The 24,248-nt window shown below is 43.9% G+C and carries 24 protein-coding genes and 1 pseudogene; 13 read left to right on the forward strand and 12 right to left on the reverse strand.

The window, feature by feature from the left end; genetic code table 11:
- Window positions 1–138: 138 nt before the first annotated feature.
- Window positions 139–939: an SH3 domain-containing protein gene (locus OSCIL6407_RS0122075; RefSeq protein ID WP_007353655.1), complete on the forward strand. Its 801-nt coding sequence runs from the start codon at window positions 139–141 to the stop codon at window positions 937–939.
- A gap of 2 nt (window positions 940–941) precedes the next feature.
- Window positions 942–1,706 carry a 4'-phosphopantetheinyl transferase family protein gene (locus tag OSCIL6407_RS0122080; RefSeq protein ID WP_007353654.1) on the forward strand — a complete coding sequence of 255 codons (765 nt, stop codon included), beginning with the start codon at window positions 942–944 and terminating at the stop codon, window positions 1,704–1,706.
- Window positions 1,707–1,799: 93 nt separating this feature from the next.
- On the opposite strand, the gene OSCIL6407_RS0122085 is transcribed toward OSCIL6407_RS0122080, so the two are convergent.
- Entirely contained in the window at window positions 1,800–1,997 is a 198-nt protein-coding gene (locus OSCIL6407_RS0122085; protein WP_007353653.1) for a hypothetical protein, read from the reverse strand.
- Window positions 1,994–2,338: a hypothetical protein gene (locus OSCIL6407_RS0122090; protein WP_007353652.1), complete on the reverse strand. Its 345-nt coding sequence runs from the start codon at window positions 2,336–2,338 to the stop codon at window positions 1,994–1,996. The genes OSCIL6407_RS0122085 and OSCIL6407_RS0122090 overlap by 4 nt, the downstream gene beginning before the upstream one ends.
- Before the next feature lie 469 nt (window positions 2,339–2,807).
- Between OSCIL6407_RS0122090 and OSCIL6407_RS0122095 the strand changes: the two genes are divergently transcribed.
- The gene (locus OSCIL6407_RS0122095; protein WP_007353651.1) at window positions 2,808–3,728 is read left to right on the forward strand and encodes an NAD(+) kinase; all 921 of its coding nucleotides are present in this window, start codon (window positions 2,808–2,810) and stop codon (window positions 3,726–3,728) included.
- Window positions 3,729–3,911: 183 nt separating this feature from the next.
- Here the strand turns inward: OSCIL6407_RS0122095 and mutL are convergent.
- Both mutL and OSCIL6407_RS31110 read right to left on the reverse strand, forming a co-directional pair.
- Window positions 3,912–4,670: pseudogene (mutL, locus tag OSCIL6407_RS31105) on the reverse strand (DNA mismatch repair endonuclease MutL); the annotation flags it as partial.
- 63 nt (window positions 4,671–4,733) lie between these two features.
- On the reverse strand, window positions 4,734–5,312 hold the full coding sequence (locus OSCIL6407_RS31110) for a sensor histidine kinase (protein WP_019487668.1): 579 nt from the start codon (window positions 5,310–5,312) through the stop codon (window positions 4,734–4,736).
- 481 nt (window positions 5,313–5,793) lie between these two features.
- Between OSCIL6407_RS31110 and OSCIL6407_RS0122110 the strand changes: the two genes are divergently transcribed.
- Window positions 5,794–6,117, forward strand: a complete 324-nt coding sequence (locus tag OSCIL6407_RS0122110; protein WP_007353456.1) for a hypothetical protein — start codon at window positions 5,794–5,796, stop codon at window positions 6,115–6,117.
- A gap of 186 nt (window positions 6,118–6,303) precedes the next feature.
- A complete protein-coding gene (locus OSCIL6407_RS0122115; RefSeq protein WP_007353455.1) occupies window positions 6,304–6,693 on the forward strand; it encodes a DUF7674 family protein in 390 nt (129 codons plus the stop codon).
- A gap of 35 nt (window positions 6,694–6,728) precedes the next feature.
- Here OSCIL6407_RS0122115 and OSCIL6407_RS31115 read toward each other — a convergent pair whose 3' ends face one another.
- From OSCIL6407_RS31115 to OSCIL6407_RS0122130, 3 genes are all read right to left on the reverse strand, one after another.
- A complete protein-coding gene (locus OSCIL6407_RS31115) occupies window positions 6,729–7,031 on the reverse strand; it encodes a YgiT-type zinc finger protein (RefSeq protein WP_007353454.1) in 303 nt (100 codons plus the stop codon).
- A gap of 11 nt (window positions 7,032–7,042) precedes the next feature.
- Window positions 7,043–8,251 (reverse strand): beta-ketoacyl-ACP synthase, encoded by a 1,209-nt coding sequence (locus tag OSCIL6407_RS0122125; RefSeq protein WP_007353453.1) that lies wholly within the window; start codon window positions 8,249–8,251, stop codon window positions 7,043–7,045.
- Window positions 8,252–8,378: 127 nt separating this feature from the next.
- A complete protein-coding gene (locus tag OSCIL6407_RS0122130; RefSeq protein WP_007353452.1) occupies window positions 8,379–9,137 on the reverse strand; it encodes a peptidylprolyl isomerase in 759 nt (252 codons plus the stop codon).
- Between the two features lie 81 nt (window positions 9,138–9,218).
- Between OSCIL6407_RS0122130 and OSCIL6407_RS0122135 the strand changes: the two genes are divergently transcribed.
- The gene (locus tag OSCIL6407_RS0122135) at window positions 9,219–9,788 is read left to right on the forward strand and encodes a Uma2 family endonuclease (RefSeq protein WP_007353451.1); all 570 of its coding nucleotides are present in this window, start codon (window positions 9,219–9,221) and stop codon (window positions 9,786–9,788) included.
- A 149-nt stretch (window positions 9,789–9,937) separates the two neighbouring features.
- Entirely contained in the window at window positions 9,938–10,291 is a 354-nt protein-coding gene (locus OSCIL6407_RS0122140; RefSeq protein WP_007353450.1) for a hypothetical protein, read from the forward strand.
- A gap of 93 nt (window positions 10,292–10,384) precedes the next feature.
- Here the strand turns inward: OSCIL6407_RS0122140 and OSCIL6407_RS0122145 are convergent, their stop codons facing one another.
- Both OSCIL6407_RS0122145 and OSCIL6407_RS0122150 read right to left on the reverse strand, forming a co-directional pair.
- Window positions 10,385–11,725 carry a GUN4 domain-containing protein gene (locus OSCIL6407_RS0122145; protein WP_007353449.1) on the reverse strand — a complete coding sequence of 447 codons (1,341 nt, stop codon included), beginning with the start codon at window positions 11,723–11,725 and terminating at the stop codon, window positions 10,385–10,387.
- Window positions 11,726–11,984: 259 nt separating this feature from the next.
- Window positions 11,985–12,551, reverse strand: a complete 567-nt coding sequence (locus tag OSCIL6407_RS0122150) for a photosystem I assembly protein Ycf4 (RefSeq protein WP_007353448.1) — start codon at window positions 12,549–12,551, stop codon at window positions 11,985–11,987.
- A 116-nt stretch (window positions 12,552–12,667) separates the two neighbouring features.
- Here OSCIL6407_RS0122150 and psbD point away from each other — a divergent pair, with 116 nt between their 5' ends.
- Window positions 12,668–13,726 (forward strand): photosystem II D2 protein (photosystem q(a) protein), encoded by a 1,059-nt coding sequence (psbD, locus tag OSCIL6407_RS0122155; protein WP_019487102.1) that lies wholly within the window; start codon window positions 12,668–12,670, stop codon window positions 13,724–13,726.
- Between the two features lie 87 nt (window positions 13,727–13,813).
- Complete coding sequence (gene psbC, locus OSCIL6407_RS0122160) at window positions 13,814–15,193, forward strand: photosystem II reaction center protein CP43 (RefSeq protein WP_007354881.1); 1,380 nt, start codon at window positions 13,814–13,816, stop codon at window positions 15,191–15,193.
- Window positions 15,194–15,547: 354 nt separating this feature from the next.
- Here psbC and OSCIL6407_RS0122170 read toward each other — a convergent pair whose 3' ends face one another.
- Window positions 15,548–16,168, reverse strand: a complete 621-nt coding sequence (locus tag OSCIL6407_RS0122170; protein ID WP_007356494.1) for a DUF3177 family protein — start codon at window positions 16,166–16,168, stop codon at window positions 15,548–15,550.
- A gap of 220 nt (window positions 16,169–16,388) precedes the next feature.
- Entirely contained in the window at window positions 16,389–16,610 is a 222-nt protein-coding gene (locus tag OSCIL6407_RS0122175; protein ID WP_007356495.1) for a Calvin cycle protein CP12, read from the reverse strand.
- A 372-nt stretch (window positions 16,611–16,982) separates the two neighbouring features.
- On the opposite strand from OSCIL6407_RS0122175, the gene OSCIL6407_RS0122180 reads away from it, so the two are divergent.
- The 4 genes from OSCIL6407_RS0122180 (at window position 16,983) to OSCIL6407_RS0122195 (ending at window position 21,823) form a co-directional block, all read left to right on the forward strand.
- Entirely contained in the window at window positions 16,983–18,242 is a 1,260-nt protein-coding gene (locus OSCIL6407_RS0122180) for an FIST signal transduction protein (RefSeq protein WP_007356496.1), read from the forward strand.
- A gap of 126 nt (window positions 18,243–18,368) precedes the next feature.
- Entirely contained in the window at window positions 18,369–19,064 is a 696-nt protein-coding gene (locus tag OSCIL6407_RS0122185) for a hypothetical protein (RefSeq protein ID WP_007356497.1), read from the forward strand.
- Between the two features lie 599 nt (window positions 19,065–19,663).
- Window positions 19,664–21,046, forward strand: a complete 1,383-nt coding sequence (locus OSCIL6407_RS0122190) for a hypothetical protein (protein WP_007356498.1) — start codon at window positions 19,664–19,666, stop codon at window positions 21,044–21,046.
- 189 nt (window positions 21,047–21,235) lie between these two features.
- Window positions 21,236–21,823 (forward strand): Uma2 family endonuclease, encoded by a 588-nt coding sequence (locus tag OSCIL6407_RS0122195; protein WP_007356499.1) that lies wholly within the window; start codon window positions 21,236–21,238, stop codon window positions 21,821–21,823.
- A 249-nt stretch (window positions 21,824–22,072) separates the two neighbouring features.
- Here OSCIL6407_RS0122195 and OSCIL6407_RS0122200 read toward each other — a convergent pair whose 3' ends face one another.
- On the reverse strand, window positions 22,073–24,148 hold the full coding sequence (locus OSCIL6407_RS0122200) for an NAD(P)/FAD-dependent oxidoreductase (protein WP_007354579.1): 2,076 nt from the start codon (window positions 24,146–24,148) through the stop codon (window positions 22,073–22,075).
- Window positions 24,149–24,248 lie beyond the last annotated feature (100 nt).

Genomic DNA, 24,248 nt, shown 5'->3' on the forward strand with positions numbered 1-24,248 from the left:
GTGGTAATTTTCAATGTTAAACTTTAATAAAAAGTCCTGAAAAGTTAGCCAAACCTCTGTAACTTTTAAAACAAATAAAAGGCTTTAAAGCCGAAATTTGCAACAAAAATTATTAGTCTTCATAAAGAGGTATAAGTTATGTCCTTCAAACCTAGCCAATTCATCATAGCAGGCTTAGCTGGAGTTGCCACCGCCCTTGGTGTCACCGTTGCCACGATTCAGTCCCAATCGAGTTTCACTGACTCTGAATTACCACCCCAACCCTCTAATCCTCCCGTTCTATCATCCCCAGTACCAAACCCGCAAGCGGATATCAATCCAGTATCGCCAGTGGCGGACACCCCAGTATCCCCCAAACCTCAGCCAGCCGCCTCCCCGCCTACCACTCCTAAACCTCAGCCAATAGTGGTCTCCCCGCCAGATTCGGGGTGTAAAATTAGTATGGCCTTAGTAGCTGACCCCAACCCTCCGCTAAATGTGCGCGATCGCCCACAGGTAAGCGAGAGCAAAATAGTCGGTACGCTCAGAAATAATAGCTTTGTTTCTGTCGCTGATGAACAAAATGGTTGGTTGCAAATTAGCGATCCGATCGCGGGTTGGATTGCCAAAAATCGTACAAAAAGTAGTTGTCCAAATGTCAAGCAGAGAATTAGTTTTGTTGCGGGAGGAAGTGAGGCAATAGTCCAAGGTAAAATCATCGGCGGTGGTAGCCATTCTTACCTAATTAATGCTACCAAAGGTCAGACGATGATACTCACTAATCATCAACAAGTTTTACCATTAATTTTAACACCAGATGGTAAAATTTTAGGCGGAGCTAGCGATGTAGAAGGTAAAACAGAGTGGACAGGAAAAATCCCAGCTACGGGCGACTACACTTTACAACTTGACTCGAATTTCAAGGGATATGATTATGATTTTTCTGTTGAATTACACTAAACATGAATGTTTCTGATTGCCTCTGGAATGCTCCCATTGCAGAACTGACATTATCTAGTAATGACATCCATATTTGGTATGCTGCTCTCGATTTACCTCCTGAGCAACTTGAGATATTTTCTCTAACACTATCTAGTGACGAGAAAATTAGAGCAGAGCGATTTCACTTTGAGGAACATAGACAATTTTTCATCGCTTCTCGCGGAATTTTAAGAGCAATTTTAAGCCGCTACTCAGAGATAGCTCCAGAGCAAATACAGTTTAATTATGGAAGTCGAGGCAAACCAGAAATAGCAGAAAGTTGTGGAGTTAAAAAACTCAAATTTAACTTATCTCACTCTGGTAAAGTTGCCTTGTATGCCATTACCCGCGATCGCGAAATTGGCATTGATATCGAAAAAATTCATCCGATTGCCGATGCCGAACAAATTGCTCAACGCTTCTTTTCAGCCAAAGAATATGCGTGGCTGAGCGAACTTTCTCCCTCAGAAAAACCAGAAGCATTCTTTGAATTATGGACTTGTAAAGAAGCTTATCTAAAAGCAATAGGAGAAGGATTAGCCTTTGGTTTAGATCGGTTTGAAATCTTATTTTCCCCAAACAAACCTCCTGAAATATTAACCATTCAGGGCAATTATCAAGCAGCAAAACCTTGGTTTTTGCAGCAGTTAACTCCTGTTTTAGGATATATCGGAGCTGTGGCTGTAAAAGCAGATAATCCTTGCTTTACTTACTGGCAATGGTCAGAGAATTATATCTTAAGCTGAAAACAGCCAGGGGTTTTAACCCCTGGCTAATAACTAAAGTCCTCGCTCAGAGGACTAATGAATTTTAGGACTTATGCAAAAAACGGTAAACAGTTAACCATTTACCGATTCCTTTTTTATCTTTCCTAAACGATAAGCAATCAGAGGGCTGTTGCGAATGTCTGCTTCCAAACTAGCAATTAATTCATCTAATTCTAAAAAATTACTGTCAATTCGCTTGCAGAGGGATCGCATTTTTTCGACAGAACGCGCCCTGGCTTCTTCGTCAGGAATTTTCACTTCATTAGTCATAGCAAGTTCCAGTTTCTCTTAACTTCTTCAATACTAGCTCGCATCGCCTCAGCATTCACTTGAACTTCTGAGATTGTCCTAGCTAGTAATTCTAGGTTAGCACTGTTCGCCCTCGGTTGAGAATCAAATATCCGTCGCAACACCGTAGAAAAACGCGAGTAGTAACCATCAGCACGTTCTCTAATATTTTGGAGTTCCCCTAATTCGGGCAGCGTTGCCTCTGTTTCGCCTACTCGTTCAAAAAGTGCTAATTCTGCTGCTCCGGCTTCATCCATCAACACTAGCATTTGTCGTTGTAAGCTAAAAACTCTTGTAACTATCTCCTCTGGTAAATTAGCCATTTTTTGAATTGAAAAACCTTACCTTATGATTTTTACTCATCTTAATTAATGGTCTAGAAATTCAATTAATAAAGATTCCTTTACGTAGTTATTTCTAATTTTATCGCACTTTGGTTAACTGTCAACAGTTAACTGCAATTTCTGAGATATTCTCGAAAAACAGGAGATAAATTAAACACAACTTTCTCTTCTTCCATTCTTTTGAGTAAACAGCGTCTTATAGTTCTAATTTAGCTTAAGCGCGATCGCTTTCAAGTAATTGACTATTTTTCCTAGATTGAGTGAACTTCATACAACCAACCTCCTGCCTTCTACCTTCTACCTACGGTTTTGGCCAAGACTACCCACAGGGTAAAGCCCGTTGCGAGGAACGAAGCCATCTCTCAAAACTCAAAACTCTCAACAACATTGCTTCACAAGACTCCTAATGACACAATGGTACTAATCCAAGTCCTATTAGAGTAAAAACGTGCAGCTCAAACAGGTAATCATCGCCCACAAAGCTAGAGATGCCCAAAGCCAGCAGTGGGCCGAACAGTGTGCGAGGCAATTGGAAAGTAGGGGTTGTCACGTTTTGATGGGGCCATCCGGCGCGAAGGATAACCCCTACCCAGTATTTTTGGCTTCTAGCACGGGAAAGATCGACCTAGCAGTAGTGCTCGGCGGTGATGGTACGGCTTTGGCTGCGGCTAGACATCTTGCTCCCGATAACATCCCCATTTTAGCGGTGAATGTGGGCGGACATTTGGGGTTTTTAACTGAATCTTTTGAAGATTTTAAGGACAGTGAAAAGGTTTGGGATCGGTTGTTGCAAGATCGCTATGCTGTACAGAAGCGGATGATGTTACAGGCGGCCGTATTTGAGGGCGATCGCACTAACATGGAACCAGTAAGCGATCGCTTCCTCGCCCTCAATGAAATGTGCGTCAAGCCAGCCTCCGCTGACAGAATGCCGACTTCTATCCTCGAAATGGAGGTAGACGGCGAAGTAGTCGATCAATATCAAGGAGACGGTTTAATAGTCGCTACTCCTACAGGTTCGACTTGCTACACGGCTTCTGCCAATGGCCCCATCCTACACCCCGGAATGGAAGCGATCGCAGTTACTCCGATTTGCCCTTTAAGCCTCTCCAGTCGCCCAATTCTTCTGCCTTCCGGCTCCGTAGTTAGCATCTGGCCACTAGCCGACTACGATCTAACTACTAAGCTCTGGATGGATGGCGTTATGGCTACTGCCATCTGGCCAGGACATCGCGTAGACGTGCGGATGGCAGACTGTAATGCAAAATTTATCATTTTGCGCGAAAACTATTCTTATTACCGCACCTTAAGAGAAAAACTTCAGTGGGCCGGAGCCAGAATTCCTTACACCAATAATCATCGCAATTAATATTAATTGTTAATTGTTAACTGTTAACTGTTAACTGTTAACTGGTAATTGGTAATTGGTAATATCTCCCCCCCTCCTCCGCCCCCCCGCTCCCCCTGCTCCCCCGCTCCCCCTGCTCCCCCTGCTCCCCCTGCTCCCCCTGCTCCCCCCGCTCTCCTGCTCCCCTGCTCCCCCGCTCCCTAAAGGTGGCGACACTTCCAAGGTTAATTGTTGCAAATCACTTAATCGCACTCCTCGCAAGATTTGGGGTAGAGTTTCCTTGGCTGTAACGCCGGGACTAATATGCAAAACAAGATTGTCACCTTGGCGAATTTGCCAAGTAACGCGGGGATGACAAACAGCGATTTGCTGAAGCATTAATTGTACTGCTCGTAACTGCTGTGTAGGAGATACAAAACCGCGACGGACTGGCCAACTGCCAAATAAATTAGATACCGTTACCACAGTACCGGGAGCGATCGCAATTGCTTGTACTTCCGTCGGTTCCCCAATATTATTGTAAACAACTCGCCAACCAGATGTTAGATTTTGATTGGGGGATTTTTGCTGGTCATTCTTAGAATCTAATCTCTCTTCAATCGGATGTTCAAAATCGTTTTCTCGACTTGCAATTTCCAAGCAGGCTAACTGAGCCAAACTGTGTAAAGCTTCGCCGCGAAATCCTAGAGTTGTAATCTTCCAAAGGTCTTTTGCACTCTTAATTTTGCTAGTGCTATGAGCAGTTGCCGCCTGCTGTAAGTTCTCTAAATTCATCCCCATACCATTGTCTGCAACTTGCACTCGCCATTGCTCTGGCCAGAGCGAAACAATGATTCTAGTTGCACTCGCATCGAGGGAATTTTCTACCAATTCTCGCACTACAGCGGCCAAAGAGTCAATGACTTCTCCGGCGGCAATTAGGTGGACAACTTCTGCGGGTAGGGTTTGAATTGTAGCTGTCATCCCATTTTAAATTGTAGATTGTAAATTGTAGATTTTAGATTGTAGACGATCTAAAAGTGGATTCTATTCAGTTTTTATTCGTGGCAAACGCAGGCAGAAAGTTGTGCCTTGGGAATATTGCGATTCAAAAGTAATATCGCCGCCATGAGCATCTATAATTGACTTAGCGATCGCTGTTCCCAATCCCGTACCGCTCCGCTTTCCAAAAGTTACAAATGCGTCAAATAGATGTTCGCGAATTGACTCAGGAATTCCCGGTCCATTGTCAGAAATTATAATTTTTGCCCATTTCTCATCGGTCTCAAGCACAATCTCAACTTTACCACCCTTACCGTCAAAAGCTTCTACAGCATTTCCCACTAAATTTTGCAAAACGCGCAAAATCTTGTTTTCATCAGCTTCGATAATTACATCTGCTGTCTGCACTACCAAATCGACATGAGTACTATCAAAATAAACTCGGTTTAGCTTTTCAAATTGCTGTAAAGTATGAGATAAATTGACTGTTTTTTTGTGCAGTACAGCATTACCGCGAGAAAATTCTAATACTTCGTCCGCCATTCCTAACATTCGCTGTACTTGCAATTGAATCAGTTCGCACCATTCAGCCGTTTCTTCGTCTGGATGCAAGTCTTGGAGCATTTCACTGGATAATGCTATATTTACTCAGTATTTCTTCACTCTCACCACTCGGTAAAGCGAGCTTTGTGCCCAGAAGTTGGGCTATAAAGCCTTATTTCAGCCGAGCGGAGCGCAGTTCAGTATAAATACTCAGTTTTCGTCAGCTTACGATTGAGCTGAGGGTCAGAGCGATCGCTCCCTGTCTAAGTAGAGTTTCGCCGAGCTAATAGTGCATACGCCTGTTGGTGTTACTCCCCGTTAGACTATCATATCCCCACCTGTAACCCAAACTGAGTCTTGAGTATAAACCCCGCTCAACCTAGAAAGTAGAGCGATCGGGTAATTGATTTAGCTTGACAAAAGTAGTTATATATGATATGCAATCTGAGATAATTTGGAGGAATGAAGAAAGGGTGAAGGAAGACGCGATCGCCCAACCACGTTGCTAACCGCTAGCTAAGGTTATAATTTAAAAGCAAACAATAGTTAGAAAGGAAAAAATTTGGAAATTCCACCTGAAGTCCAAGATGCTCTGGATAAGCTGAGGGTTCAAACAAAACCCACAGTAAGCAATCCAAGGCTAGAGCGTGTAGTTAATAAGCTTTTCCGAGACAACCCTACACTTCATCCAGAAGGTACTGCATCTGCAATCATCTATGAAACAAAAACAGGAAATCTAGTGGGAGGAAAAACCCATAAGCAAAAAGGAATAGAGCGAATGCGACAATTAGAGAAAATGATTCAGGAAGGCAACCTAAATGCAGAAGATAAAACCATAGCAACTGATATATTTTGCGATTTACGAGATGCTTTGCTAGTAACGTAAATCTATTAAGATAATAAGATTTACTCTTCTCATATATAATCGATGTACACTATATATATTTAGTCAAATGAAAGTAATTAACGTCAATCAAAGAAGTCCCCCAAAGTAGTTTGATAATTGTCTCAAAATCTCATGCCAACATCATCAACATCACCAAGATATTCAACATTACCAACATTACTAACAATGAGCGAATTAAAATTTGAAAACATAGGAGAAAAGCTAGTTGAAGTAGTACCGGAACTTCGACAAAGTTATGAATTAGAGCTAAAGTGGTGGGGAAATGAACAACCAGGGCCTCACATTATCTTTGGGGATCTGCTTAACCCCTACTTAATCTCTTTGCTTGAATCACATAATCAACCAATTCTCAAGCAGATATTTACTTTTCTTGAACAATTAGCCAACCACGAAGATATTAAAGTGCAAGAAGTCGTTGCGGTTACTGTATGTGAACGTCTGGGGGATAACCCAGAATGGTTATCGAAAGTGCGTCAGTATATGGGTAAGACGACGCTTCAATTTTCTCAGGAAATAGAAGCCTTCTGGGGGCGAGAACAACCTATAACTGCCTGATGAGAAGATAGAACCTCAAGCAAAATCTACTACTACTATGCAGTAAACTCAATTACAGGTGTCTCAATCACGCGAGTAGGCTTTCTGTCTTCCCAAACTATTTGCTGCAACCGCTTTACTCTCTCAGGAGAAAAAAAACGTTCTCTCGTTTCCACACAAACCCTAGCTGGGACGTTTTCAAAAATGATAAACTTGCCCTTAATTTCTAGGGTAAAAGTTACTTTTTCTTCTACAATTGTTTCTTTCAAAATGTCAGTTTCCATTTTGGCTTCTCCTAATTTTAAAAATTCAAAATCACCCTGTACAATTTTAACCCTAATTTCTTCAATCATTGTCATCCAGCCGCACTTTACCTATACCTTCCTAAAGCTATCACAGCATTTTGTCCCCCAAATCCAAAGCTAAAACAAAGTGTATTCCCGATCTTACTCCCACGGGCAGCCATAACTAAGTCTAACTCAAATAATGATGTTCTCAATCCCACACAAGGCGGTAAGATTTGATGTTTAAGACTCATTAAACACAAGGCCGCACCCAACGCACCAGACGCACCTAATGTATGTCCCGTTGCTCCCTTAGTTGAACTAATAGCAACTCCTTGAGGAAATAACTTTTCAGTTAACATTGCCTCATGTTCATCATTTAAATTAGTTGCAGTGCCGTGAGCATGAATATAATCTATATCATTGACAGATAATTTACTACGACTTAAACATTGCTCGATCGCTGCGATCGCACTTTTCCCTCCTAAATCCGGTGCAGTTCCATAACAGGCATCATTTGTCAAGCCAAAACCCAAAACTTGACCGTAAATCTTAGCACCGCGTCTCTTAGCTAACTCAGCAGACTCCAAAACTAACACCGCAGCGCCTTCTCCCAAAACAAAGCCTTCGCGCTGCGAATCAAAGGGATAGGCCCCCGTTTGGGCCAAAGCACCCATCTGATTGAATCCTGCTAGGGTTAAGGGCGTAATTGGGGCTTCCACAGCGCCAGCAATGACGCGATCGCATTGTCCCGTCTGGATTAACTCAAAAGCTTGCGCGATCGCCCAAATTCCCGTCGCACAAGCTGCCGCTGGTGCTAATACTGGCCCCCTCGTACCAATGAAATTAGCCGCCGCGATCGCCCCAGCATGAGGCAAACAATCTAAGAATTGGTAATTGGTAATTGGTAATTCTTTTCCTTCTTCGTCCTCTGCTAGATAAGTAAATTTTTCTTCCTTCTTCCTTCTTTTTTCTTCCTTTTTCCTTCTTCCTTCCCTTGCAAATTGCTCTAACTTTGCTTGATTTCCGCGACTAGAACCAATAACTAAGCCACAATCAGGTAAAGGTAAAAATAAATCAGCATCGATAATAGCATCAGCCAAAACCTGCCGAGTCAGTTTTATTAACTCAACAGGTTTTTTGCCAATTAAAGCCAACGGCCTGCATTCAATTTCTGGGAAAGGTTGGTGTAGCCTAATCCCAGAATTACCCGATAAAATCTGATTCCAACTAGATTCCAGCGTACCCAAAGCTGAAACAAGACCGATTCCAGTAATAACAACTTTTACACTCATTGCTATTTGTTAGTTGTTAGTTGCTAGTTGTTAATATTGGACTTGACAACCAGTCACCTGCTACTTACAACTATAAACTAACTATTTGCCCACGAACAACCAACAACTAACCACTAACTACTAACAATTAATTTTTCAAATTTTCCAACCCCTGCGTTACCTTAGCCGACTCAATGCGATCTCCAGCCTGAATTTGATCCACCGCTTCCATCCCTTGCGTTACATAGCCAAAAACCGCATAACTCCCATCCAAAAATGGCAAATCACTCAAAGCAAAATAAAACTGAGAAGAAGCCGAATCAGGAGGATTAGATCGAGCCATTGCTACAGCGCCGCGAGTATGCTGCAACACAGGTTTAGCCGTTACTCCCGCTTGTTGAAGTGTCGTACTATAGGTAGGTTCTTTGGCTCCTTTCGGCTTAATTTCTAAGGGAATATAGCGCTCTTTTGAAGTTGCCGGATCGATAAAACCACCTGTTCCCAAACCCGCCGCCGGAAACTTAGGATCTTTCCCCTGGGGATCGCCGCCTTGAACTACAAAAGGTTCCGGTTCCCGAACTACTCGGTGAAATACCAAGCCGTCGTAAACTCCGCGCTTGACTAAATCAACAAAATTACCCGCAGTAATAGGCGCATTTGTGCCGTCTACTTCGATAGTTATGGGGGTACCTTTGACCACCATTACTACCGTTGCCTTTCCTTCTAGGCGGGGTACATTAGTAATTTGTGGGCTACTCGCTTGTTGCGGTGGAGTTGAAGCCGCTTCACTGGCAGAGGGGCTAGGGACGGGTGAGGAATTTGCACTAGGGGAATCGCCGCATCCTCCTAAAGTTAGTACGCCAACGAGCAAAAGTGGCAGTATCCATCGCTGAATTTTAATTTTCATCTTGACTAGAAATTAGACAGTTGATCTACAATAGTAATTGTATCAAGTAAGTTTTTAATATTAATATCGGAGTTCGGGACAATGACGACAGTGATTTTAAATTTGGAAAATGTCGATCTGAGTGACGAACAGTTTTACCGCTTGTGTCAGGTTAATCGAGATTGGCAATTTGAACGCACAGCTAAGGGAGAGATCGTTATTATGTCCCCTGTAGGTGGAGTGAGTGGAAATCGAGAAGCTAGTTTAATTACAGATGTATATTTGTGGAATCGGCAAACGCAACTGGGGATAGTTTTTAGTTCTTCGACAATTTTTCGTTTACCTAATGGAGGCGATCGCTCTCCTGATGTAGCTTGGGTGAGGTTAGAACGATGGTCAGCTTTAACGGAGGAAGAACAAGAGAAGTTTCCACCAATTTGTCCTGATTTTGTCATTGAGTTGCGTTCCCGTACAGATGCGATTCAACCTCTTCGGGAGAAAATGCAGGAATATCTTAATAGTGGTTTGCAGTTAGGGTGGCTAATTAATCCTCAAGATCGACAAGTAGAAATTTATCGACGCGATCGCACGGTAGAGATTGTACAAATTCCCGTAAGTTTATCGGGAGAAGATGTGTTACCAGGGTTCGTTTTAAATTGGCCGTTAGCGTGAATGCGATCGGCTTAAATTGTAGTTGCAAGAAAGTAAGTAATTTGGTGGTAAAGGAGTGCGATCGCTTTACATAGCTTTTACTATCGGTAGTAACGGATATATAGTCGGGGCTAATCCTAGAACTTCGCCTTAATTTGTGAATAACTACTATGGCTATGAAAATTGAACTTATGGCTGATTATGGATGCTATCCCCTATGGTGGGCTAATGGGGAAAAAGTAGGTGATATCGATCCCGCAACACTACCCTTGAGTCAGCAAACACTCTTACGTTTGGAAAAGTGGGCAGATGCCTATGATGCTAAATTAAACTGGGACGATCCGGCTTCATCGGGTTTTGCTAGTTTAGAGATAAAGCAAGCTTTTGAGGATGAAGGTGTCAGTCTTTGGCATCAGTTGAGAAAAGAGTTAGTACCAGAATATGAGGTTTTCTACTTTAGCAATATGTTGCAGGAACACATAACGCATCCGAGTCAATTGGAAGTGTTGCAGGAAATTAGATGAGTTGTTGGTGCAGTGCGATCGCGCTTTGAGATTCAGGAATGGGAGATGTGCGATCGCTTAACTAATGCTGAATTAGATAAAGTGGTTTTTAGATTACCACTCTTGTCTTTCAAGAATTGCCTTTAAAGATTCATCAACTATCACACCGCCGTGTTTATCATAAATATTGAACCAAAATGCAGGTAAGTGTCCTTGAGGGGCTTTATTAAGGTTGAAAGTTATGTCTTTATATTCTTTCCAGCCAAAAATACCCCCAAACACTCCAGCTTTTCCTCGCCAACCCACAGCTTCTCCAAAGTCTCCTACTTTTTTACCCACACTGAAATATATCTGTTTTTGTACTCTGAAGCCAAAACGTCCGTTACTGTTGCTTCCCCAAAGTCTATCTATATTTTGGATGTCCTCAATGGCTAGGGATCTTATATTATCTACCGGATTGTGACTTAATAATTGTAAAACAATTTTTCCAGTTTCCAAATCGGATCTTTCCCATTCCTGCATACTCAATAATTTTTCCAAATTAGAATAATTTGGCTTGGGAACAGCCTCTCTGATTTCCTCTTCAAGCTTATGATAAATTTTCTCTTCGGATGTAGCATCTTCTAGATAAACTTGACTTTCTTCTTCTAATTTCTTGAATTCGTCAACAGAAGTCAAAGCATCGCGCTTTTTAGCCTTCGCTGCATAGAAGACACAAGCTGCATTTCCAATTGCATAGATCATTAAGGCTTTGCTTATTACATTTAAGGCTTTAGCTTTCATTGGATCAAGCTTTAGCCAATCTATACCTGCATTGATTGCTCTTTCCCCTAAAAGAGTAACACCAAAAATCATAAGGGCTTCCTGTTTACGTTCTTCAGAGTCTAATGAAAAGCCATAAATTGCTGCTATCTGATACACCATTTCGGCTGAGAGCTTAGAGATAGATGGTAAATCAATCTTTGCCAAACCTATTAAGATATCTTCCACAACTGTTTTACTAATTAGCTCAACTCCTGCTGCCTGTAAAGACTTATGAACGATCAAGATATGAGCAATTTCATAGGGTGTGCTTTCCTTATATCTTCCCTGTAATCGATTCACAGAGTTTATGGTAGCTGGAAAGTCAATGTTCGCAAATTCACCAGCCAGCCAGCCAACTAAGTCTTTCCAAGCACTAGGATTAGCTTGGGTTTTTAAATCTGATAAACGAGGGTTTTCTTTTACAGCATTATTTAGGGTTTCAACTGGTGTTTCAGTTTCGATTTTAAAAGGTACTATTTCTTCTCCTACGAATGCTGATTCTGGAATCCATGTTCCTCGGTTTTCCCCTTCAAGTTGAAAACATATTCTGCGACAATCTACATAGGTAGCTACAGCTAAAACTTTTCCGTTTTTTTTGTGACCATTAATGGAGCAAGTTGTTTGGGAAAATAGGTTGTGAGTTAAAACCATTTTTGATTAATTATATATAACGACTTTATAAGTATAACAAAATAGGTATTAAAGGTAATCAGTATATTCACTAAATCGTAACTATCCCTAGCTGACTAGCGCATTCCAACAGTTCGTCTCCTACGATAAATCCGCCTGCATGAGTATCAGAAAAACTCATACAGGCGGATTTTTAAAAGCCAAAAACTAATACCACCCAATTGATTTTAGTTTCTGTAAACGCGAATTATATCCGCCCTTTTTCATCTTCAGACATCCTCTAAAGGCCTTCCAAAGGAACTCCCAAAAATCTAGCCAATTGAGCTCCTTGATTTTCCACCTCAGACAATCCTAAAGGCTGACCCACCCGCGTCAACGGATATTCCCGACGATCCTTGAGTTTGAGATAAATTGCTCGGCGCGGACTCAGACCTTCCTTAATATCAATTCGCACCGATTGTACATCCTCCCTCTTAATGGCGATATCAATTTTGCGGTTTTTCCCCGGAAAACCCCAGCGAAACAGTCTAATACTCCCATTTTCGCCATTAAACTCATTGTAGCCGCCCCCAACATCGCAGGCGATCGTCATCCACAGGTAAAGCGCCAGCAGCACCCCACAAACACCATAGAAAGTCATCGCAATCCCTTGAGGGAAAAAGTAGAGCTGAGTAGGGTCAGCAAAAGGCAGTAGGTTAACGTGCAAGTAGGAAGAAATACCTGCCAGTAAAAAACCAGTCCCGCCGATACTAACGATCGCAGCGAAGAAGTAATTACTCAAGCGGCGCGATCCCAGAACCTCCAGACGGAGTATGCGATCGCTTGTCGATGTCATTTGTGCAGTCATAAAATTTTCCTTTTTTTAGCCCAGGGGAATTGCAAATTTTGTTAATTTGTAATATATAGTTATGTTAACTTAATTAGAAACCTTCCCCTTTTAATAAGCACGAGGATTTTCGCGAAATGACTATAGCAGTCGGACGCGCCCAGAACGAACGAGGTCTATTTGATGCCCTCGACGACTGGCTCAAGCGCGATCGCTTCGTTTTCATCGGCTGGAGCGGCTTGCTCCTCTTCCCCTGCGCCTTCTTCGCCATCGGCGGTTGGCTGACCGGCACCACCTTCGTTACCTCCTGGTACACTCACGGTCTAGCTAGCTCCTACCTCGAAGGCGCTAACTTCCTCACCGTCGCCGTTTCCACCCCCGCTAACAGCTTGGGTCACTCCCTACTGTTCCTCTGGGGCCCGGAAGCTCAATGGGACTTCACACGCTGGTGTCAACTCGGCGGCCTGTGGGCATTCATCGCCCTACACGGCGCATTCGCCCTGATTGGCTTCTGTCTGCGTCAGATTGAAATTGCCCGTCTCGTAGGTATTCGTCCCTACAACGCTCTAGCTTTCACCGGCCCGATTGCCGTATTCGTCTCGGTGTTCTTAATGTACCCCTTGGGACAATCCGGCTGGTTCTTCGCCCCTAGCTTCGGCGTAGCAGCAATTTTCCGCTTTTTGTTATTCCTGCAAGGTTTTCACAACTGGACGCTCAACCCCTTCCACATGATGGGCGTAGCTGGAATCTTGGGTGGTGCTTTACTTTGCGCCATTCACGGTGCCACAGTAGAAAATACACTGTTTGAAGACGGCGATGGTGCTAACACCTTCCGCGCCTTCAACCCAACCCAAGCTGAAGAAACTTACAGCATGGTGACAGCGAACCGTTTTTGGTCGCAAATCTTCGGAATTGCTTTCTCCAACAAGCGTTGGCTGCACTTCTTCATGTTGTTTGTGCCTGTAACTGGCTTGTGGATGAGTTCTATTGGTATCGTCGGTTTGGCTTTAAACTTGCGGGCTTATGATTTTGTCTCCCAAGAGTTGCGAGCTGCTGAAGATCCTGAGTTTGAAACGTTCTACACTAAGAACATTCTGCTTAATGAGGGTATCCGCGCTTGGATGGCTCCTCAAGATCAACCGCACGAAAACTTCATCTTCCCTGAAGAAGTTCTTCCTCGCGGTAACGCTTTGTAATATTTGAGATTTGGATTTCAGAGCAGTTTATAATCTGGAATCCAAAATCCCACATCCAAAATCCAAAATCGCTGGAGGTTCTACCGAGTGGTAACGCTCTCTAATCCTTACTTAAGCGGCCGCGACCAAGATTCCACCGGCTTTGCCTGGTGGTCTGGTAATGCTCGCCTGATCAACCTTTCCGGTAAGTTGTTGGGCGCTCACGTTGCTCACGCTGGTCTGATCGTATTCTGGGCCGGAGCGATGACTTTGTTTGAAGTCGCTCACTTCATTCCCGAAAAGCCCATGTACGAACAGGGCTTAATTCTCATGCCTCACATCGCTACCTTGGGTTGGGGCGTAGGCGCTGGCGGTGAAGTCACCAGCATCTTCCCCTTCTTCGTAGTCGGTGTAGTTCACCTCATCTCCTCTGCTGTTCTCGGTTTGGGCGGCATTTATCACGCCGTTCGCGGCCCAGAAACCCTGGAAGAATACTCTCGCTTCTTTGGGTATGACTGGAAAGACAAGAACCAGATGACCAACATCCTGGGCTACCACCTGATTATTTTGGGATGTGGCGCTCTGCTGTTGGTAGCTAAAGCAATGGCTTTTGGTGGCTTGTACGACACATGGGCTCCTGGCGGTGGCGATGTGCGGGTAATTACCAATCCCACGCTAAATCCTAGTGTGATCTTCGGCTACTTGACTCGCTCTCCCTTCGGTGGCGAAGGCTGGCTCGTTAGCGTCAATAACTTAGAAGATGTTGTTGGCGGTCATATCTGGGTTGGCTTGATTTGTATTGCTGGCGGTGTCTGGCACATTCTAACTAAGCCTTTCGGTTGGTCTCGCCGCGCCTCTATCTGGTCTGGGGAAGCTTATCTTTCCTATAGCTTAGGCGCTTTGTCGCTGATGGGCTTTATTGCTTGCTGCTTTGTCTGGTTTAACAATACTGTTTACCCTAGCGAATTTTATGGGCCGACGGGGCCAGAAGCTTCTCAAGCTCAAGCTTTGACCTTCCTGATCCGCGACCAACGCTTAGGCGCAAACGTCGGTTCTGCACAAGGCCCGACTGGTTTGGGTAAATACTTGATGCGCTCTCCTACTGGCGAAATTATTTTCGGTGGTGAAACGATGCGTTTCTGGGATTTCCAAGGCCCTTGGTTGGAGCCTCTGCGCGGTACTAATGGCTTAGATTTGAACAAGATCAAGAATGATATTCAGCCTTGGCAAGCTCGCCGTGCTGCTGAGTACATGACTCACGCTCCTTTGGGTTCTTTGAACTCTGTGGGTGGTGTGGCGACTGAGGTTAACTCGTTTAACTATGTGTCTCCGCGTTCTTGGTTGGCCTGTTTCCACTTCGTGATGGGTTTCTTCTTCTTAGTTGGTCACTTGTGGCACGCTGGTCGCGCTCGCGCGGCTGTTGCTGGCTTTGAGAAAGGTATTGACCGGGAGAATGAGGCTGTACTTTCTATGCCTAATCTTGATTAGGTTTTTTGATTGATTTGAAGGCTCCTGTTTAAATGACAGGAGCTTTTTTTTAGGGGCTAGGGGCTACGATGCTCAGGGCTACGGGAAGAGAGGGGGAGGAGGGGGAGGAGGGGGGAAGATGGGGGGAGATGGGGGGAGAGGGAGGAGATGGGGAGGATGGGGGAGGGATTATTAACAATTAACAATTAACAGTTAACAATCAACCTCATAAACCGGGTTTTTTGACGAAAATACTTCGTTTTTACCCACAGATTCTCTCAAAAACCCGGTTTCTGGGGCCATGAGCGTAAGTCCTGTAGCAATTAGCAATTAGCAATTAGCAATTAGCAATTAGCAATTAGCCATTAGCCTTTATCATTGTCCTGTAGCCGATCGCCCCTGTTTCCCCAACTTGATTAACACAAAGTAGCTTAAGTAAATCACATACACTACTAAACCAACCAGCCCCAAAAAGCCCAAAAATTGGACATTTCCATTGTGGTGAAAAATATCTTTATACATCCAAGGCGCATCTAACCAAACTCGGCAAAATGGCTCGTCCATCAATTGACTTTGAGATTTGAAACCGCAATTTATAAACGGAATTTGGGCGATCGCACCTAAAGCGCTATAAATACTAACAGCCCAACGCCACGAGGTAAAACTCAGTTTCAGGGGCGACTGCGGGCGATCGTCAATTTCTTCGTTAAGATCTACCCAAAACCAGAGAGACACAGGAATGAGCGCACGAGCTAATAACGATACTCCAAAACTTATAGGCAATGCAGCGATCATTAGATAAACTGTAATTGCTAACAAGCTGGCTACCCGCCAATAAATAATTAATAACCGTACCATTGCCTCAGCTTTTTCCACAAAAGCCCAAATCAGTAAAATTAGCGGTATCAAAATAGTAAATAGCAGCGCTAGTCGGTAATCCGTCCAGACTAGGGGTTGAAACCAGGGTGAATTAGCAGCAAGTAAAAAGCTCGACATTTTCAAACAAATTTAATTAGATATTTTTGCAAGAATTCTACTAAACAAATAAAACAAGCAACTGGAATACCTTTCTCAAATCCCAGTTGCTTGCTAAGGCTTGCCAGCTTTAGGGTCTAAACCTTGCTCCGTCAGCCTTCAGCTTAATTGAGTTTGTCCGTATCAAAGAAGAAGTTCAACTCCAGAAGCAAACTAGGCTGATAGCTGACAGTTGCGAATTTTAATCCTCATACAATCGGCACTCAGCCGCATCGGGGTTATCGTCGCAATATTTCTCAAATGAATTCTTTGGTTTATTCTGCTTCTGGTGGGAAGCTTCAGCTTGCAGTTCTTCAACTGCATCCCATGCTGCCGCGCATTCACCTGACGCACCGCCTTTAATATCGCATACAGCACGAGCGTTTGCGAGTTCTTCGTCAATTTTTTCTTGGATGTTATTCATGGATGTTGTCTCAGTCACTTTAATCATTAGGAGATTAATCACTAGGAGAAACTTCTCCCGTCTGAAATTTGGTTAGAGGTTCCAGTTGCAGATTGGGCTAATTTAGCCCACCAATAGTAGCTTTAGAAGTGCTACTCAACTATTCATACATTAAGTTGGGGTGTCACAACTGTATTAAGCTTTATCTTTTAAGATTTTGCCACTAATCCAAGTTGAGACCTCACAGCCTTAATAGATCCATAGGTTAATTTATCTTAACATAAGATTTCCCAGCGTGGGATCTACTGCGATCGAATCGCTCTTGGAGCGGCATAACCAGGTTAGCCTAGTGAGAAGAGCAATTGTAAGCAAATTAATTATAGGAGTGTCAAGATGTACGCGCCAAGCGAAATGCAGTGGGTCAGCGCCTTATCAACCCGCCCTTCCTTAGAAGCTGCTCTCAAAGAAGTTGTAGAACAAGCTCAGCAAGGATTGCAGGGGCCAGCAGATTTGGGTTTGGTGTTTATATCGTCTGCTTTTGCCAGCGAGTATTCTCGCCTAATGCCCTTGCTGCAAGAATACCTGCCGGCCGCTGCGATCGCTGGTTGCGGAGGCGGGGGCGTTATTGGCATGAATAGAGGCGGCATAACGGAAGAAGTCGAAGGAACACCAGCCCTAAGCCTGAGTCTGGCACGTTTACCGGGGGTAAAAGTAAAAGCCTTTCACATAGCAGCAGAAGAACTTCCCGACATGGACAGTCCCCCGGATACTTGGGTAGAGCAAATTGGCGTGTCCGCCCAAGAGCAACCCCAGTTCATCTTATTAGCCGATCCCTTTTCCTCAAAAATTAACGACCTACTCCAAGGGTTAGATTATGCCTATCCTGGCTCTGCTAAAGTCGGGGGACTCGCTAGCGGGAATGGGATGGGGAGGAGTGCAGCACTATTTTGTAACTATCGACTTTACCGAGAAGGGACTGTGGGAGTAGCCCTCAGCGGCAATATAGTTTTGGAAACGATTGTAGCTCAAGGCTGTCGGCCCATTGGTCAACCCTATAGAGTTACAGAAGGAGAGCGTAATATTTTGCTGGGGCTCGAAGAGCAAGAGAGTTTAGATCAACGAACAGGTAGCGGCCGTAAACAATCGCCTCTAGAAGCTTTGCGAGATTTAATTTCTACTCTCAGCGAAGAAGATCGGCAATTAGCCCAGCACTCTCTGTTTGTAGGGGTAGTCAGAGATGAATTTAAGCTGAAGTTAGACCAAGGAGACTTTTTAATCCGCAATCTGCTGGGGGTAGACCCCAAGGTAGGAGCAATTGCGATTGGCGATCGCGTCCGCCCCGGTCAACGCATCCAATTCCACCTTCGCGATGCCCGTACCTCCGCAGAAGACCTAGAAATGCTACTCGCTCGCTATCAGCGGGAAGCCCCCTTTAACCCAGTCGCCGCTAGAGCCGGTGCCTTAATGTTTTCCTGCATGGGGCGAGGCGAAGGTCTGTACGGTGAACCCAGCTTTGATTCCCGTTTGTTCAGCCGCTACCTCAACAATATTCCTCTCACTGGCTTTTTCTGTAATGGTGAAATCGGCCCTGTCGGCGGTAGTACATTTCTGCATGGTTATACCTCCGTATTTGGGATTTGCCGCCAACCTTAGAGGCGGTAATTATAAGTTTTGAGTTTTGAATAGTTGTTAACTGTTAACTGTTAACTGTCAACTGTTAATTTTTAACTGTTAACATTCTCTCTTTTTAAGTAAGGCATGAGATAATTTACAAATATTATGAAACCCAACAAAGAGCAAAAAGTAGCTTTGCAAAAAATGTTTAAAATTGGCATAGATAGAGCGGTTGATATGCTCAATTATATCACAGAAATGCCGATTTTTTGGGAGCTTTACCCCTTGGAAATATTGTCCCCCCAGGAATTGCAAGCTGAACTGGAGAAAAGCCTCGGTACGGAGCGGATTGTAGCAATGGAACTCATATTCAGTGGAGAATTTCAGGGCAGCGCTCAGTTAATTTTTCCCAGAGATAGCGCCGCCTTGCTGGTGAATGCAATCGCCAGTGAAGATCGTCGTACCCTTGACCAAAATGCCTTGAGAAAGGAAACTTTGACTGAGGTGGGAAATATTTTCTTCAACGGTATTATGGGAGTAATTAGCACGGTGGTTGAGCGGGGAATTACCTATATGCTACCGAGTTACCGAGAAGGGACGGTAAAGCAATTGGTGTCGGAAAATAACTCTAGCGTTTATGCAATCGCCTTGCTTGGTCACATACAATTCAAGATAGAAGAAGCTCAAGAGCAAAGCAAACAACAGCTCCATAGTTTTAGCAAAATATTGCCATCAAAATACGTGAAATTGTTTGTAGATAAATCCCAATCAGGGAAGAATATTGTCTTTTTCTTGAAAGTAGATAAGCTAGAGAGTTTGTTGTCAAATATCAACAATATTTCGGAATATTTTGATTGTTAAATTCGGGAAGTCATAGCAAAAAAGAGGTTTTTAACTCTGTGAAACACAGGTTTGACCTTTCTCTAAACCTCTCTCCTCAAAAGATAGAGGCTGACTCCCATTTCAAGTACCATATTGATTCCTTTTCCCATTACTTAATTTATGTAGAGCCACTGTTCCGAGGGACTGGAACCGCTGGTAATGCTGAGTTACAGAAGTAAGATCGGGACTGACGCATCCAACCAAAGAAACCAGGTTTTTTGACGAAAATACTTCGCTCTTATCCACATACGATCTCAAAAACCAGGTTTCTGGGACGACCTGCGTAAGTCCGATAATATGTAAATCCGGCGTAAGGGAAAATCCAGCCAGATAGGTTGATTTTTTGAGTACAATTCAGTAGAATCCAGAAAACAGACAAGTTAAGTCTTTAAAACTTACCCCAATAGTGGGGAAAACTTAACTCTTGAGGAGCTAGTTGCAAGACTAGGATAGCAAACCACCATTTTTGGCCAAAGGATTGCGCCCAAGAACCCTAGCAGTAGGGATATTTTAGAGTAAAACTTCTAAAGAATTCCATCCCCTTTAGAGGTGGAAGTGTCAAAATTGGGACTAAACTTATGCCTGAAGCTGATCTTCCTGGAAATCAGCCCCCGCGCTTCCTGACGATCGAATCCGATGCTAGCGTTTTACCGCCAGCTACTCCTTCCTCACTGACAGATGTGGCAAAAAATGCCGGCGAGTCGAAAGATCCCGCAGCGAAACTAGCCACCAGTCAAGTAACTCTCCCAGAACAACCTGAAGAGGAGTGGGAAACAGTCAATTTCCCCAACGCCATCAGCGTAGATGCAATTCCTACCAAGTCTGTTAAAGGTGGGAAGTTGAAGAAGGAAACAGGAGAATTGTCCGCTAGAGCGATATCAACTGATTCTCCTTCCCCGATATCTCCTTGGACAGTCCGCGATCGCGATCGCACCATTCATTTTTCACCAGAGACTCCAAGTAAAGCTGAATCTCCTACAACTTTGGTTCAAGCCTTGCATGAGTGCAACCGCGATTTAATGCAGCGGATAGCAGAACTAGAAACAGCACTGATTGAGTCCCAAAACGCATTAGAGGCGAAAGAAACTTTACTAGAGCAACGCATTGCTGAACTAGGCGACGCTCAGGAACAAATAACCAAGTTGTTCGGTAAACAAGAACAAGTCAATCAAATTATCCAACGCCAAGAAGTTTTAATAGAAACTTTAACAGCACAGGTACAAAGCAGCCAAACCCGCATTGCTGTAATCGAGCGAGAATGTGCTTTGACTCAGCAGCGTTACAGCGAACAGCAACATCTGGTAGTACAAACAGAAAATAGTTGTCGGGAACTGCGATCGCGCCTACATCGCCAGCAACGCCACACCCTACAATTCAAAGCAGCTTTAGAAAGGTATTTAGAGATGCCTCATCCGATCAAGTCAGAAGTCAAAACTCAGAGATCAGAAAGTGCAGATGACAATACTCCCACTCCATCTGAAGCTGTGATGGCTACACCCAAAGGTCAGAATAAAGAAGTACAATTGAAACCTCAAGCTTCACCAGTCAAACCTTGGTCAGGGAAACCGGAGTCAATTCCCGAAAAGCCAGCCTTAGAAGAGCCAAAAGCGCCTTCTTTTCCCCAAGAAAATCCGATTGTGAGCACATTATTAGAAGCATCCAGTAATCAATTGCATGAGGTGGAAACCTACTGGCATATAGAGCCAACAACGGAGAATCCATTTGTGAGTGCGGAAGCTGAACCGGAACTGGAAGATACCCCCAATCCCAATGAGTGGGAAGCATTTAGAGCATCCCCATTTTCAGATTCAGCCGAAACGCGATTACCTGAAAATCCCCAATGGACAGCAGAGCCGATTTTTGTGGGGAAAGCTGACTGGGTAGCATCGATCACCTATTCGCCGGGCCCTGGTAAAAAACGGCGATCGCTAGCTGAAATTGAATTACCCAGGTTTAGATAGTTGTTAGTGGTTAGTTGTTAGTTGTTGGTTGTTGGTTATTGGTTGTTGGTTGTTACTACCAATGAAATTAGCAATTAGCAATTAACTAATGAGGGAGGAGATTTACTAGCAGTTTCTACAGGCGCGATCGCCTTGGCAAAAAAATCATAAAGTAGTAAAATAGAATCATCCCCAACTACACCAAATCAGATGACTGCCACAACCCAACGCTTTACCCTAGAAGAGTATCTGCGCCATAATGACGGCACAGATATTCTCTATGAATTAGTTAAAGGAGAATTAGTTTCTATGGCACTCGGAACTGGAAAACATGGTGAAGTTGTCGATTTTCTTAATACTCAATTTCGCAACGAGATTGCTAGAATGGAGCGGGATTGGGTATCTAAACAAATGGCGATTGGCGTTCAATCTCCGCGCGGCGATCGCTGGGAGACGGTTCGCATTCCCGATCTAGTTGTTATTCCTAAAGAACAATGGCGAAACTTGCAAAACCGCGAGGCTGTTATTCTTCTCAATGAACCGCCACCGCTTTTAGTAGTAGAAATTGTCAGCGAATCAACTAAAAATATTGACTACCGCGCCAAACGTGCCGAATATTGCGTTCTAAATATTTCTGAATATTGGATTGTCGATCCGTTACAAGCAAAAATTACTATTTTTACTCTTTCTGAAGGATGGTATGAGGAAGCTGTTTTTACAAATAGCGATCGCCTCGTTTCTCCTACCTTTGGCGAACTTAATCTAACAGTTAATCAAATTTTAGAAGGTGAGATTTAATTTACGATCTGTCATTGCGAGCTCCGCGAAGCAATCGCAGAGACTAGGCGATTGCTTCGCGGAGTTCGCAATGACAAGTATTTAATAGGACATGATATTACATAAGTTCACCAATTATAGCAACCGCCAGGGCGGTTAAGACGTTGAAACTTTCTTCATCCCCTCTTCCCCTCTTCCCTAGCCCCTAGCCCCTAGCCCCTAGCCCCTTAACCGCCCTGGCGGTTGCTATACCTATTACCCATTACCAATTTAATTTTGTGGTCTTCCGATCCCGTCAGTAATAGCATAGTTGAAAGCCTTTAACCATAGCCAAAAAGAAGGATAGCGGGACTCCAACCAAGGCTGAGTTTTCCGAGCCAAATTAGGGAGCCATCCAAACAGCCAACTTGCCAAAGCAAGTAGAGTAAAATTAAGATAACTCCGCAGCCAACGTAGAATATCGTCCAAGTCCACAAAATCCAAAATCCAAATTAGAAGAGAGGGATTTTTGAGGGCTGCTTTGATAGCAAGTCCATTAAAAGTTAACCAATCAACCCGGTCTTTGATAAACTTTTCTGCAACTGCGAGATCGGTGCTGGCCAAAACGCCGAAAAATGTATTCAAAATCGAATTAATCCGCGCTGGGGGTAAGAAACAGCCAGTCGGTACCATCATCCCTTTAGAAAATAGCCAAGTCACAGAGACATTACTCTGATAGGCGCGAATTTGGTTTAAATGGTGGGCCTCAAGTAAATCATGCTTTAAAGCAACATCCAAAAGGTCAGTTAAACGGGAGAGATTGCGAACTAAAGAGCCAAACCCAGTGAAAACTAGTGGAGACTGAAGAGAAGCTGCATCACCGATCGCGATTAGTCTATCAAAAGCAACAGTGCGATCGCGACTTCCCGAACTAAAATGCCCCGGAATGTAACCAAAAGTCGGCTTTTTCCATACCAACTTGCCCAAATCGCAGCGACGATACTCCGGCAAAATCGCAAAAAAGTCCTCATAAAGCTCCAATAGAGAGCCGGGATTCTCAGAATTTACCTGATGGTAATGAAACAAATAGATCGTAATTTCCGAGCCCGCACCGGGGAATAATTCCCAAATTAATTGACGGCCTCGCGAAATATCCCCATGAGAATTGAGTACATCCCCATAATCAGAATCCCATACTCCCCGCTCAAAACCTCCGTCAATTACCGCTCCTACAGTCGGACAAACACTATCAAAAGCGTGCTCTCCGTTAAGTTGCCAAGCAATAGGAGAAGCACTCCCCATCGCATCCACCAGTAGGCGACCACAAGCTTGCCGCTGAGATTGGCTGGGCTGATGATAAGCCTGAACTATAACTTTTTGAGGTTCCACATCTGCACGGATGAAATCAGTTTCGTCCCAGATTTCACCACCAGCTTCAGTGAACTTAACTCCCGATAAATAAAGCAGTTTTTCAGCATCTAGGGCTACATTTAGCACCCTTGGCGTGTGTAGGACTTGAGCTTTTGCGATCGCGGGATTGTTGGCATCAAAAAACTTGCTATAGCCATCTTTGTACTCTCTGGCAATGAAACTTTCGACTTCCGCAGCCGTAAACAAACCTAAATTAATTAACTTTTGGAGTTCATCGCGAGAAATATTCCACTCTCGATTCATCCTACCAAAAGGCAACCTTTCCAACAGCAGCACCTTGTAGCCCAACCGAGCCATAACAGCCGCGTGGATGATGCCTAACGCGCCTCCCACATAAATCAAGTCATAAAAACAAGAATCAGATTCTCCGTCATTCCCTCTTCCCTCTTCCTTCTCCCCTCTTCCTTCTTCCTTCTTCCTTCCTCCTTCTTCCTTCCTAAACACCACCTGCTTCGGCGTTTGAGGATTGCGAACACCTTCTCGCCAACGCTTTTCCCACCAATAAACGCGCTTGAGGTCATATTCCCCTTGAGGCATTTTTTGAAAGTATTGGACAGTAAGGGGATAGTGGGGGGCCAACGCCTCAAAAATCGACTGTTGGGATAAATCGATGACTGGTGGTTCTGGATATTGATAGGGAAATTGATTTCTCACAGACACTGTGAGGCGATCGAGAAACTGCATTTCACCGTTGGCGGGTTTATTGTCGAGGCGAAATACTTTTAAGTATGTGGTTCGCTGCACTGACCACAGGAAAACGGAAAGTTCTACCGATTCAGGATTGGCAACTTCTGCTGTTGTTGTTCCTAATAGTAAGCGAAAGCCATCAGGAGTAATAATTTTCTTGCCAACTCCCGGCTCAAATTCTTGCTGCAACCAACTGCATACAGCGTTAGTCTTAGGAGTTGGGATTTCTAGGTAGAGAATTTCTTGCATTTTACAGTCTCAAACGTGAAATAAATTCATAAAAATAGGGGTTGACACAGGAGAAAAGTGCGCTATACTCCACAAATACTAAGTTGTTTTTAGAAAAGTT

It is taken from the genome of Kamptonema formosum PCC 6407 (assembly GCF_000332155.1).
Lineage (GTDB): Bacteria > Cyanobacteriota > Cyanobacteriia > Cyanobacteriales > Microcoleaceae > Kamptonema > Kamptonema formosum.